Source organism: Stenotrophomonas sp. 3diitr2024 (genome assembly GCF_042136455.1).
Classification (GTDB): domain Bacteria; phylum Pseudomonadota; class Gammaproteobacteria; order Xanthomonadales; family Xanthomonadaceae; genus Stenotrophomonas; species Stenotrophomonas sepilia.
Genome location: NZ_JBHHMJ010000740.1, coordinates 1 through 12,541, shown reverse-complemented (window position 1 = coordinate 12,541; position 12,541 = coordinate 1). Strand labels below are relative to the sequence as shown.

The window sequence follows — 12,541 nt, the reverse complement described above, 5'->3', positions numbered from 1 at the left end:
ACTCCAGTACCCATGCTCGGCTGAGGGGGGGATTGGAAGAGCAGCCGAGCGTGGGCTCGGCTCTGCACTTGATGTCTTCCAGCGGCGTCGCCATTGCTGTTCCTGACCCCAAGGAAAGGAGCGAGCAGGGATGCATACGATCTTCCGTTGGACCACCGCGCTGATTCTGGCGCTGGGCATGGCCGTGACCGCGCATGCCGACGACACCGCCGCGCAGATCCGCCAGCACGCCGGTGATCACCGCCTGCTGGTGCTGGGCGAATTCCATGGAACCCGCGAGACGCCGCTGCTGGTGCGGCAGCTGGTGGATGACTACAGCCGCACCGGGCCGGTCCTGCTGGCGCTGGAACTGCCACGCGGGGAAACCTCCACGCTGCGCGACTACCTGGCTTCCGATGGCGGGGAGAAGGCACGCCAGCATCTGCGCGGGCGTGCGTTCTGGACCGTGCGCGATGACCAGCATGATGGCCGTCGCAGCCGCCACATGCTGGCAATGATCGAAAGCCTACGCGTGCTGAAGTCGCAGGGACGTGTGATCGACGTGGTTGGCTATGACGTCAACGCCAGCAAAGGAGGCAACCAGGTACGCGATGACCTCATGGCAGCCGAGTTGCGGCGGCTCAATCGAGGCCTACCGGCCAGTGCGCGCATGCTGGTGCTGACTGGCAATGTCCACGCCATGCTGCGGCGGCCGGAAGGTATGCCGCCGGAAATGCAGAGGCGGCCGATGGCCTCCCAGCTGCGGGACCTGGATATCTACAGCGTGCGGTTGAGCGCGCAACGTGGTCAGACGTGGGGATGCGCGGGCGGTTGCATGGCGCGGCCACTTCGAGAGCAGGTTGCCACGGGGCCGCGGGTCGCTGCCGGTGCGGAACGGCCGTACGACCTATGGGTATGGATGCCGGAACTGAGCGTCGGGACGCTGGTGGATCCGTAGCGTCAGGCAAACCATCCACGCATGGCGTGGATCTACTCCGGATCACAGGTGTTAGCCGAGCGCGGGCTCGGCTCTACAACAGATCCACGCCATGCGTGGATGTCCTCCCGTCGGGTCAGGGCGCGCGCTTCGCGTACCGCTGCGCGATCACGCCGCAGACGATGAGCTGGATCTGGTGGTAGATCATCACCGGCAGCACGATGGCGCCGAGGCTGCCGCCGGCGAACAGCACCTTGGCAATCGGCACGCCGGTGGCCAGGCTCTTCTTCGAGCCGCAGAACACGATGGCGATCTCGTCCTCGCGGTTGAAACGCAGGCGGCGGGCGATGAAGGTGATCAGCGGCATGGCGATGCCCAGCAGCACGGCGGCCACGACCGCCACGGCCAGCAGCGACAGCAGCGGCGTTTTGCTCCACAGGCCTTCAGTCACCGCTTCACCGAACGCTGAATACACCACCAGCAGGATCGTGCCCTGGTCGGTGTAACGCAGCAGCGCGCGCTGCTTTTCCACCCAACCGGCAATCCACGGCCGCAGCAGGTGGCCGGCCACGAACGGCACCAGCAGCTGCAGCATGATGCCGGCGATCGCATGCAGCGGGTCGTGCACGCCACCGGAGGTGCCCGCCAGCGCGGTCAGCAGCAGCGGCGTCAGGAATACGCCGAGGATGCTCGACAACGAAGCACTGCACACCGCTGCGGGCACATTGCCATGCGCCATCGAGGTGAACGCGATGGACGACTGCACGGTGGAGGGCAGGGTGCACAGGAACAGCACGCCCAGGTACAGCTCCGGGGTCAGCAGCCAGCCCGATAGCGGCTTGAACATCAGCCCCAGCAGCGGGAACAGGAGGAAGGTGCAGGCCAGGATGGTCAGGTGCAGCCGCCAGTGCAGCATGCCGCCAATGATCGACTCGCGCGGCAGGCGCGCGCCGTGCAGGAAGAACAGCGCGGCGATGGCGACGGTGGTGACGTCATCAAGGACGATGGCGGCGGCGCCCTTCATCGGCAGCAGCGAGGCCAGGCCAACCGTGCACAGCAGGGCGAGGGTGAAGTTGTCCGGTCGCAGGCGCGACCACCAGCGGGTCATGGTGGGCAGAGTCCTTGGTGCGGAGAGTTCAGGGCGAGGTGACCGGCGTGGCCAGGCGTTGGCGGGTGGCGGCTTCCAGCGAGGTCAGGCCAGCACGCTGGCCCAGCTGAAGGGCCTGTTCGGGGCTGGCATGTTCGTAGCGTGCGTTGACCAGGCCGAGCACGGCGCCGGCGCGGTTGCCGGACGCACAGTGCAGCAGCACCGGCCCCTGGCTCTGCCGCAGGGCCTGGTGCACGGCGCGCACGTTGGCGGCATCGAGCCCCTCGGCACCGGCCACCGGAATGCGCACGTAGCGCAGGCCCAATGATTCGGCAACGCGGGTTTCGTCGAAACCCCGGTCCTCGCCGGGCTGGCGCAGGTCGATCACGGTGCGCACGCCCTGCGCGGCAAGTTCGCGCAGTTGTGCGGCGGAGGGCTGGCCGCCGGCATACAGGCCCGGGCGGACTTCATTGAGCGGGCCATCTGCGGCCAGGGCCGCCAGTGGCAGGCAGAGCGACAACAACAGCAGGCAGGTCAGGCGCAGCAGCATGGTCCTCTCCGTAAAAACGTTCTGCCGCTACAGGCGCAGCCCGGCGCGGGCCTTCAGCAGCTCGCGCAGTTCGTATTTGTCAGTATCGTCCAGGCCCTGCTGGCGCTGCTTTGCCAACAACTCCTCCAGACGTTGCACCAGCAGCTGTTTCTCCAGCTGTGCCACCGCGTCGTGCAGTTCCTGGGTCCAGCTGGCCTCGGTGCCGGGCAGCGTCTGAGCGGCCAGCGTATGCAGCGACGCCTGTTCCTCGCGGCCGTCGAAGTGTTCCAGCAGGGCGCCGGTGCTGATGTCCGGGCGCTGTTCGACCAGCCCCAGCAGTTCCAGCAGCAGCTCCACGCCCGGCAGTCGCAGGCCCTGGAAGTGATGCTTTCCGCCCAGGGTCAGCGCCAGCGACGGCTGCTGCAGCAGCACGGCGATCGCGCCGCGCACCAGGCTGCGCTTGGCCACCGGCTGGATCGTCCGCTGTGGCTGGCGTTGCGGCATCGGCGCGCGCGTGGCCTGGGCAGTGCCACCGAGGCCGGTCAGCTGCGCCAGCTGCTGCTTCATCAGGTCGCCGAAGGCACCGTCGGGAATCTGCGCCAGCATCGGCTTTGCGCGTTCGGCCAGGCGCGCCTTGCCGTCCAGCGTGCCCAGGTTGATCTCGCGGGTCAGTTCATCGAAGAAGAACTGCGACAGCGGCGTGGCCTGCTTCAGGCGCTCGTTGAAGGCCTCGGCGCCTTCCTTGCGCACGATGCTGTCCGGGTCCTCGCCATCGGGCAGGAACAGGAAGAACGCCTGGCGGCCATCCTTCATGCGCGGCAGCACCGACTCCAGGGCCTTCCAGCCGGCGCGGCGGCCGGCGGCATCGCCGTCGAAGCAGAAGAACACGTCCGGCGCGTTGCGGAACAGCAGCTCGGCATGGTCCGGCGTGGTCGCCGTGCCCAGCGTCGCCACCGCCTGGGTGACCCCGAACTGGAACAGCGAGACCACGTCCATGTAGCCTTCGACCACGATCAACCGCTCGATCTTCTGGTTGGCCTGGCGCACCTGCCACAGGCCGTACAGCTCGCGGCCCTTGTGGAACAGCGCGGTCTCGGGCGAGTTGAGGTACTTGGGGCCGTCGTCCTTCTCGAACACGCGGCCGCCGAAGGCGATCACCCGGCCACGACGGTCGAAGATCGGGAACATCACCCGGTCGCGGAACTTGTCGTAGACGTGGCCGCGATCGTTCTTGGAGAACAGGCCAGCGCGGTCGAGCAGCTTCATGCGGCGCTCGTCCTTGCCCAGCGCATCGCGCAGGCCGCTGTAGCCATCCGGTGCGTAGCCGATCTGGAAGCGCGCGCGGTTCGCTTCGTCCACGCCACGGCTTTCCAGATACGCGCGTGCCTTCTCGCTGCCTTCGAGGTTCTTCTGGAAGAACCTGGTGGCGGCGTCCAGCGCCGAGTACAGCTCGCGGCTGTCGTCCTGCTGCTGGGGGCTGCGCGGGTTTTCGTTGCGCGGCACGTCCATGCCGGCACGCTTGGCCAGCTCATCCACCGCGTCGAGGAACTCGAGGCGGTCGTAGTTCATCAGGAAGCTGATCGCGGTGCCGTGCGCGCCGCAGCCGAAGCAGTGATAGAACTGCTTGGTGGGCGAGACCGTGAACGAGGCCGAGCGCTCGTCATGGAAAGGGCAGCGTGCGGCGTATTCCTTGCCCTGGCGCTTCAACGGCACGCGGCTGCCCACCACCTCGACGATGTCGGTGCGGGCCAGCAGGTCGTCGATGAAAGCGTCGGGGATACGGGCCATGGGCAGCAGGGCAGGGCGCGGTACAGGACCACGCGACGGAACCGGGGGCGGTCGGCCTAGTTTACCCCCTGTCGGGCACCTGGCTGGCGGTGGCCGGATCGATGCCGGCGGCGGCCAGGTGATGGCGCGCGCGCAGGCGCTCATCGATCACCGCGGTCATCAGCGCGCCAACGAAGAAGACCACGGTCGCGTAATAGATCCAGACCAGCGAGATCACCAGGGCGCCCATCGAGCCGTAGGCACTGCCGGGGGCCACGGTGGCGATGTAGACGCCGATGCCGTAGCGGCCCAGTGCGAACAGTGCCGAGGTGATGACGCCGCCGATGAAGGCCTGCCGCCACGCCACGCGGCGGTCGGGCAGGTAGTGGTACATGAAGGCGAAGCCGACTGCGTAAAGCAGCAGGCTGGTGACGTACCCCAGCGCGGGGAGGATCGAGGGCAATTGCGCGAAGGCCACCTGCAGTACCGTGGTGGCAGTCATCGACAGGATCAGCAGGAAGCCCAGGGCCAGCACCACGCCGAACGAGAACACACGCTTGCGCAGCCAGGCCTTGATGCCCTCCAGGCGCTCGCCACTGGTGCGGAAGATCAGGTTGAGCGCGTTCTGCAGCTGCGCGAACACGGCGGTGGCGCCGACGAACAGCAGCAGCGTGCTCCACAGCCCCGCCAACGAGCCGACGTCGGGCTGGTTGTCGGCGTTCTTCAAGACGGTTTCGGCCACCGTAGCCGCGCTGCTGCCAGCCACCGAGCTGATCTGGTCGATCAGCGCCTGCTGTGCCGGCGGGTACAGCGAAGCGGTCAACCACAGCAGCAGCACCAGCAGCGGGGCCATCGACAGCAGGGCGTAAAAGGAAACGGAGGCGGCCTGGGTCAGCACGTCGACGTCGATGAAGCGCTTGGCCACCGCCATCGGAAAGCTGTCCTGCAGGCGCTTGAGGTACTTGTGCAGGGACACGGGAACGTTGGGCTCGGGTTCAACCATGGGTGTGGTTGTAGCAGGCGACCGACGAAGGTGCGGTGAAGCGGGTGCATCAATGGGGTCAGAGCCCTTTCGCGTTGCGAAAGGGATCCGACTCCGTGTACCGGATTACGCCAGCTGCTGCTTGACCAGCTTGGACACCAGGCCCATGTCGGCCTGGCCAGCGAGCTTGGGCTTCAGTGCGCCCATCAGCTTGCCCATGTCGGCCGGGCCGGAGGCGCCGGTCTCGGCGATGGCGGCCTGGATGGCGGCCACGATCTCGGCTTCGCCCATCTTGGCCGGTAGATAGGCTTCGATGACCACGATCTCGGCGCGCTCGATCTCGGCCAGGTCTTCGCGGTTGGCCGCTTCGTACTGGCTGACCGAGTCCTTGCGCTGCTTGACCATCTTGTCGAGCACGGCGATCACGGCGGTGTCATCCAGCTCGATGCGCTCGTCCACTTCGCGCTGCTTGATGGCGGCATTGATCAGGCGGATCACGCCCAGCTTGTGCTTCTCGCCCGCCTTCATGGCGGCCTTCATGTCTTCGGTGAGCTGCTGCTTCATGCTCATGAGGAACCTCGTGGTGGTAGGTGGGGCGGGGCGGATGCCCGAACCCGGAAACGCAAAAAGCCGGCGACGCTCGCGCGTGCCGGCTTCGGCTCCATCGCGACGGGCAGGCCCGCCGCAATGAAGATGCGTCCGATCAGTACAGGCGCTGACGCTTGGTGACGTCGCGCGACGAGCGGCGCAGCTGACGCTTCACAGCAGCGGCGGCCTTGCGCTTGCGCTCCTGGGTCGGCTTTTCGTAGAACTCGCGCTTGCGGGTTTCGGCCAGCACACCGGCCTTTTCGCAAGTGCGCTTGAAGCGGCGAAGAGCAAACTCGAAGGGCTCGTTCTCGCGGACTTTGACGCTGGGCATGGAATCTCCGGGACACAGTAGAACCGGGTCACGCCCGGCGAGCCGCACATTATAGCGGCGAATCGACAAACTGCAAGCGGCCAACCCTGAATACGGGCCGGCGGTTCGAAAGCAGTGAGATCTGCACGTCCCCCGAGGGGGCGGCAGGGGCGTCATAATAGCAGGCATGCGAGTCCTTGGCATCGAATCTTCCTGTGATGAGACCGGCGTGGCGGTGTATGACACCGACCTGGCCGGCAGCGCGGCCCTGCGCGCCCATGCGGTCTACAGCCAGATCGCCCTGCACGCCGAATACGGTGGCGTGGTGCCCGAACTGGCCAGCCGCGACCACGTCCGCAAGCTGCTGCCACTGGTACGCCAGACCCTGGCCGACGCCGGTCTGGGTGTAGGCGATATCGATGGCGTCGCCTATACGGCCGGTCCCGGTCTGGTCGGCGCGTTGCTGGTCGGCGCCGGCGTGGCCCGATCGCTGGCCTGGGCGCTGGAGGTACCGGCCGTCGGCGTACACCATATGGAAGGCCACCTGCTGGCTCCGCTGATGGAAGACGACCCGCCGGAAGCGCCGTTCGTGGCGCTGCTGGTGTCCGGTGGCCATACCCAGCTGGTGGCGGTGGACGCGATCGGCCAGTACCGCCTGCTGGGCGAAACCCTGGACGATGCGGCTGGCGAGGCCTTCGACAAGACCGCCAAGCTGATGGGCCTGCCGTACCCGGGCGGCCCACAGCTGGCCAGGCTGGCCGAGCAGGGCACGCCGGGCGCGTACCGCTTCGCGCGGCCGATGACCGACCGCCCGGGGCTGGATTTCAGCTTCTCCGGCCTGAAGACCCAGGTCCTGATGGCCTGGCGCGACAGCGACCAGAGCGAGCAGACCCGCGCCAACATTGCCCGGGGCTTTGAGGACGCGGTGGTCGAGACCCTGTCAATCAAGTGCGAGCGCGCGCTGGAAGCGGCCGGGACCAACGTGATCGTGGTTGCCGGCGGTGTAGGTGCCAACAAGCGCTTGCGCGCCCGCCTGCAGCAGATGGCCGAGCGCCTCGGCGGCCGCGCCTGCTTCCCGCGGCCTGCACTGTGCACCGACAACGGCGCGATGATCGCCTTCGCTGGCGCACTGCGGCTGCAGGCTGGCCAGCACAGCCCGCCGAAGGTGGATGTGACCCCGCGCTGGGACATGGCGACCCTGCCGGCGGTCTGAGCCGGTAGCGCCGGGCCACGCCCGGCGGACGCTTTACGGACGCCCGGCCAACGGCGACGCCGCCCATACCGTCGTCGCCCGCTCATGGCGCTGCAGCCACCCCAGGGTGTGCGGGCAGCGCGCATGGATCAGCCGCCCGATCGCGGCCAGATCGGCGCCGATGTCGCGCTCGAGGATGGGCTCGTGATGGGCGATGCGGTTGCGCAGGTGGCGGATGCGTCCGATATCCGCATGGATGGCTTTCCTGACGGCACTGGGATGAGCAGAGGGAGCATGCTGCAGAACCCTGCTGAGTGCGGGTATCCAAAGCGTGGAGTCGAAGCGACAGGTGAAGAGCTGCTGCCAGAACACCATAGGCAGGTTGGCGACGATCCCAGGTGTATCGGTTACGCGGCTGGCAAGTTGTTCCAGTACCGTGCGCGGAGAAGTACTGGATGAGGTTGGCAGCCTCCGTCGGAAGGCACCATTCCAGGGCCAACGCGGGCCATGCTGCCTGGCGAGCACAGCTGCAGCGGCGTTACGGGTGACCACTTCGCACAGATGGACCGGCATCATCAGTGCACTGCACATCCGCATGTTCCACAGGTACAGGGATTCGGCTGTGACGTCGGGGCTGCAGGTCGATGCGATTCTCTCGTAAGTAGACAGACGCTCCGCTGACAACGCGCGCCGCAGTACATCGTATGGAGCCATCGTCATGTGCGGTGGTGAAGGAGGGATCGATGTTCGCGAGAGTGGGCGGCGGCGACCATCAGGGAACGTCGTTGTCCGCGCGGCTGATTTTCTGCGTTTTGCCTCGGACGAATACCTGACCTGCCCTGTCGGAATTGGCCTTGACCGGCGATCTGGTCCTTGCCTAATCTGCGTGCCTGCGCCACCGGGACTCGCGGCTGGATTCCAGCTCCCCCCGGGGACAAACGGTAGTACCAAAGGGCCCTGCTAGTGGGGCCCTTTGTTTTTTCCGGCGCCGTCTCCCTGTCGGCCGCTCACCGCCCGTTCCGGGCAGGGTCACCGCCGTGCCGTTACCATGGCCGCCTGTATTGGCGCTGGTAACCGCAATGGACAAGGTTTTCATCGAGGGGCTGACGATCGACGCCCTGATCGGTATCTACGATTGGGAGCGACGGATCCGCCAGGACCTGGTGTTCGACCTGGAAATGGGCTTCGACAACCGTCGCCCTGCGGCCACCGACGACATCGCCCACACCCTGAACTACAAGGCGGTGAGCAAGCGCCTGGAGCAGTTCGTGCGCGAGTCGGAGTTCGGCCTGGTCGAGACGCTGGCCGAGCGCTGCGCGCAGATCGTGCTGGACGAATTCGACGTGAAGTGGCTGCGCCTGAAGCTGAGCAAGCCCGGCGCGGTGCGCGGCGCGCGCGCGGTGGGCGTGATCATCGAACGCTCGCGGGACTGATCCGGTAAATCCGGCCGCCGGCCGGCAACCCCGGTAGTGCCGGCCGCTGGCCGGCAACCTTGGCAACAACGAAACAGACAGGAGACAACTGATGGTGGACGCGGTGGTGGCGGTACAGTGGCTGGAACGGCTGCAGAACACACTGGAACCCTATCCCGGCGCCTACCTGGCGTTGATGATCTCGGCGCTGCTGATCGCCGCCGGCCTGGCCAATTGGGTGACCAAGCGCATCCTGCTGCGTGGCCTGCGGCGCCTGCTGCAGCGCCTGCCGGGCGCCGAGTCCGGGCGCGGCAGCCACTTGATGCGGGTGATTTCGCGCCTGTCCAACGTGGTGCCCAGCCAGGTGATCGCTTCGGGCATCACCCTCATCCCCGACCTGCCGCCCAGCCTGGTCAACGTCATCATCAAGCTGTGCATCGTGTGGGCTGTGCTGACGGTGTCGATGGCGTTCTCGCATGCGCTGGATGCGGCCAACAGCCTGTACGAGCGCAAGCCCGATGCGCGCAACAAGCCGATCAAGGGCTACCTGCAGGTGGTCAAGATCGTGGTGTTCGTGGCCGCCGGCCTGTCCATCGTCGCCACCCTGCTTGGGGTGAAGCTGGGCCCGCTGGTGACCGGCCTTGGCGCCGCCACCGCGGTGCTGATGTTGATCTTCCAGGACACCATCCTGTCGCTGGTGGCCAGCGTGCAGATCAGTGGCGATGGCCGCGTGCGCATCGGCGACTGGATCGAGATGCCCAGCCAGAACGCCGACGGTGACGTCATCGACATCGCCCTGCACACCATCACCGTGCAGAACTTCGACAAGACCATCACCACCATCCCGACCAAGAAGCTGGTGACCGAGTCGTTCAAGAACTGGCGCGGCATGCAGGAGGCCGGTGGCCGCCGGATCAAGCGCGCGCTGTACCTGGACCAGCACAGCGTCGGCTTCCTGGACGAGGGCGACCTGGCCTTCCTCGGCGAATTCGCGCTGCTGCGCGACTACCTGCGTGAGAAGGAACAGGAGCTGGGGCAGTGGAACGGGCGCCTGCGCGAGCAGGGCGTGGCCGAGGTCAACAGCCGCCGCGTGACCAACCTGGGCACCTTCCGCGCCTACGTGGAGCGCTACCTGCGCAGTCACCCGGGCATCCATACCGACATGACCCTGCTGGTGCGGCAGCTGCAGCCCACCACCGAAGGCCTGCCGCTGGAGCTGTACTGCTTCACCCGCAGCACCGCCTGGAGCGAGTACGAGGCCGTGCAGTCGGACATCTTCGACCACCTGCTGGCGATTCTGCCGGCGTTCGGCTTGCGGGTGTTCCAGGCCTCCAGCGATGCCATGTTGATGGCCGGGCAGCGCCAGATGGCCGGCTCGGAGTAAGCTGCGGTGCTCCCGGTGGGACCATACGGGCCCCGCTGTTGGCTGAAACTGAACGAAGAAACCTCTCGCCAAATGGCTCGGGATCGCTAGAATGCCGGGCTTGTAAACGTTTTCATCAAGGACTGCCGGTGGCCTCCGATCGCATCGAATCCCTCATTGCCCAGATGACCGTCGAGGAAAAGGTCGGCCAGCTGGGTGTCTTCGCGGACATGGTCCGCCCGTTCGCCCCGGACGTGAACCCGGAAGCCAACGTGCGCAATGCCGACCAGGTGCTGCAGCAGGTGCGCGAGGGCAAGGTCGGCTCGCTGTTCAATGGCGTGGGCGCCGAGCTGGGCCGCCGCATCCAGCAGGTCGCCACCGAGGAGAGCCGCCTGGGCATCCCGGTGATCCTGGCCGCCGACGTCATCCACGGCATGCGTACCGTGTTCCCGATTCCGTTGGGCGAGGCCGCCAGCTTCGAGCCGGACCTGGCCGAGCGCACCGCGCGCGCCACTGCGATCGAAGCCACCGCCGCGGGCCTGCACTGGACCTATGCGCCGGCCGTGGACATCGCCCGCGACCAGCGCTGGGGCCGTGGCGCCGAAGGTGCCGGCGAGGACGTGGTGCTGGGCTGTGCGTTCGCCGCCGCCCGCGTGCGTGGCTTCCAGGGCAGCGACCTGCGTGCCGCCGATTCGCTGCTGGCCACGCCGAAGCACTTCGCCGCCTACGGCGCGGTGATGGCCGGCATGGAATACAACATGGTGGACATCTCGCCGCAGACCCTGCGCGATGTGCACCTGCCGCCGTTCAAGGCCGCCTTCGAGGCCGGCGCGATCACCGTGATGTCCTCGTTCAATGACATCAACGGCGTGCCGGCCAGTGCCAACGCTGAACTGCTGACCGACATCCTGCGCGGCGAATGGAAGTTCCCGGGCGTGGTGATCTCCGACTACACCGCCGACATGGAGCTGGTCGCCCACGGCTATGCCGCCGACGACCGCGATGCCACCGCCAAGGCGTTCACCGCCGGCCTGGACCTGAGCATGCAGAGCGGCTTCTACGCCGAGCACCTGCCGGGCCTGGTCGAGAGCGGCGAAGTGCCGATGGCGGTGCTGGATGAAGGCGTGCGCCGCATCCTGTGGCTGAAGGAAACCATCGGCCTGTTCGACGACCCGTACCGTTCGCTGGACCCGGCGCGCGAAGCGGATACCTCGCATATCGCTGCGCATGATGAACTGTCGCGCGATGCCGCGCGCCGTTCGATCGTGCTGCTGAACAACCGCGACAACGTGCTGCCGCTGCAGAAGACCGGGCAGAAGATCGCGCTGATCGGCCCGTTCGTGCAGGACCGCGAAAACATCGAAGGCTGCTGGACGCTGTTCGGCGACAAGCAGCGTTACGTCGACCTGGAAACCGGCGTGCGTGCCGCCATCGGCGACGAAGCGCTGCTGGAAATCGTGCCGGGCTGCGAACTGGAAGCGGCCATTCCGGGCGGTACCGAAGCGGCGGTGGCTGCCGCGCTGCGCGCCGATGTGGTGGTGCTGGCGCTGGGCGAACCGCAGCGTTACAGCGGTGAAGCGCAATCGCGCGTGGAGATCACCCTGCCGCCGGCACAGCAGGCACTGGCCGAGGCCGTGGCGATGACCGGCAAGCCGCTGGTGGTGCTGCTGCGCAATGGCCGCGCGCTGGCGCTGCAGGGCGCGGTGCGCAATGCGCAGGCCGTGGCGGTGACCTGGTACCTGGGTACGCAGACCGGCCATGCCGTGGCCGATGTGCTGTTCGGTGACTACAGCCCGTCCGGCCGCCTGCCGGTCAGCTTCCCGCAGGTGTCCGGCCAGCAGCCGTACTTCTACAACCACCCGCGCACCGGCCGTCCGGAGCTGCCGACCATGTCGGAGTTCAAGGCCCGCTGGCGCGAGATTCCGAACGAGCCGCTGTACCCGTTCGGCCACGGCATCGGCTACACCACCTTCGCCTACGGCGTGCCGCAGCTGAGTGCTGTGCAGCTTGGCTGGGACGACACCCTGACCATCACCACCACGCTGACCAACAGCGGTGATGTGGCCGGGGAGGAAGTGGTGCAGTTGTACATCCACGACCGCGTGGCCAGCCGCGTACGTCCGGTGCGTGAGCTGAAGGACTTCCGCAAGGTGGCGCTGCAGCCGGGGGAGTCCGCCGACGTGGTGTTCACCCTGACCCGCGAGCAGTTGGCGTTCACCGGCCGCGATGGCGTGCTGCGTGCCGAGCCGGGCCAGTTCGACCTGTGGGTCTGCGCCTCGTCGGCCGCCGGCGAAGCCGTGCAGTTCGAACTGCTGAAGGCCTGATCAGAAAAAGGGGACGGAGGGGATTAAGTCGTTTGTGCCACTAACGACTTAATCCCCTCCGTCCCCTTTTT

At 67.0% G+C, this 12,541-nt stretch carries 12 protein-coding genes; 5 read left to right on the top strand and 7 right to left on the bottom strand.

Going from position 1 to position 12,541, the window contains the following annotated elements:
• Positions 1 to 130: 130 nt before the first annotated feature.
• The gene (locus ABGA94_RS19545) at positions 131 to 937 is read left to right on the top strand and encodes a calcium-binding protein (protein WP_134955910.1); all 807 of its coding nucleotides are present in this window, start codon (positions 131 to 133) and stop codon (positions 935 to 937) included.
• Between the two features lie 115 nt (positions 938 to 1,052).
• On the opposite strand, the gene ABGA94_RS19540 is transcribed toward ABGA94_RS19545, so the two are convergent.
• The 6 genes from ABGA94_RS19540 to rpsU form a co-directional block, all read right to left on the bottom strand.
• The gene (locus tag ABGA94_RS19540; protein ID WP_005415009.1) at positions 1,053 to 2,024 is read right to left on the bottom strand and encodes a bile acid:sodium symporter family protein; all 972 of its coding nucleotides are present in this window, start codon (positions 2,022 to 2,024) and stop codon (positions 1,053 to 1,055) included.
• 28 nt (positions 2,025 to 2,052) lie between these two features.
• On the bottom strand, positions 2,053 to 2,553 hold the full coding sequence (locus tag ABGA94_RS19535) for a beta-lactamase hydrolase domain-containing protein (protein ID WP_005415010.1): 501 nt from the start codon (positions 2,551 to 2,553) through the stop codon (positions 2,053 to 2,055).
• 27 nt (positions 2,554 to 2,580) lie between these two features.
• A complete protein-coding gene (gene dnaG, locus ABGA94_RS19530) occupies positions 2,581 to 4,320 on the bottom strand; it encodes a DNA primase (protein WP_005415011.1) in 1,740 nt (579 codons plus the stop codon).
• Positions 4,321 to 4,381: 61 nt separating this feature from the next.
• Entirely contained in the window at positions 4,382 to 5,302 is a 921-nt protein-coding gene (locus ABGA94_RS19525) for a YihY/virulence factor BrkB family protein (RefSeq protein WP_005415012.1), read from the bottom strand.
• Between the two features lie 105 nt (positions 5,303 to 5,407).
• Entirely contained in the window at positions 5,408 to 5,851 is a 444-nt protein-coding gene (locus tag ABGA94_RS19520) for a GatB/YqeY domain-containing protein (protein ID WP_005415013.1), read from the bottom strand.
• Between the two features lie 133 nt (positions 5,852 to 5,984).
• Entirely contained in the window at positions 5,985 to 6,200 is a 216-nt protein-coding gene (gene rpsU, locus ABGA94_RS19515) for a 30S ribosomal protein S21 (RefSeq protein ID WP_002808376.1), read from the bottom strand.
• Between the two features lie 166 nt (positions 6,201 to 6,366).
• Here rpsU and tsaD point away from each other — a divergent pair, with 166 nt between their 5' ends.
• A complete protein-coding gene (gene tsaD / locus ABGA94_RS19510) occupies positions 6,367 to 7,392 on the top strand; it encodes a tRNA (adenosine(37)-N6)-threonylcarbamoyltransferase complex transferase subunit TsaD (protein WP_005415014.1) in 1,026 nt (341 codons plus the stop codon).
• Positions 7,393 to 7,425: 33 nt separating this feature from the next.
• Here the strand turns inward: tsaD and ABGA94_RS19505 are convergent, their stop codons facing one another.
• Entirely contained in the window at positions 7,426 to 8,091 is a 666-nt protein-coding gene (locus ABGA94_RS19505) for a hypothetical protein (RefSeq protein WP_080104275.1), read from the bottom strand.
• A 359-nt stretch (positions 8,092 to 8,450) separates the two neighbouring features.
• Between ABGA94_RS19505 and folB the strand changes: the two genes are divergently transcribed.
• From folB to ABGA94_RS19490, 3 genes are all read left to right on the top strand, one after another.
• Complete coding sequence (folB, locus tag ABGA94_RS19500) at positions 8,451 to 8,804, top strand: dihydroneopterin aldolase (RefSeq protein ID WP_005415016.1); 354 nt, start codon at positions 8,451 to 8,453, stop codon at positions 8,802 to 8,804.
• 91 nt (positions 8,805 to 8,895) lie between these two features.
• Positions 8,896 to 10,167 carry a mechanosensitive ion channel family protein gene (locus ABGA94_RS19495; RefSeq protein ID WP_053498700.1) on the top strand — a complete coding sequence of 424 codons (1,272 nt, stop codon included), beginning with the start codon at positions 8,896 to 8,898 and terminating at the stop codon, positions 10,165 to 10,167.
• 128 nt (positions 10,168 to 10,295) lie between these two features.
• Positions 10,296 to 12,470: a glycoside hydrolase family 3 N-terminal domain-containing protein gene (locus ABGA94_RS19490; RefSeq protein WP_005415018.1), complete on the top strand. Its 2,175-nt coding sequence runs from the start codon at positions 10,296 to 10,298 to the stop codon at positions 12,468 to 12,470.
• Positions 12,471 to 12,541: the final 71 nt, after the last annotated feature.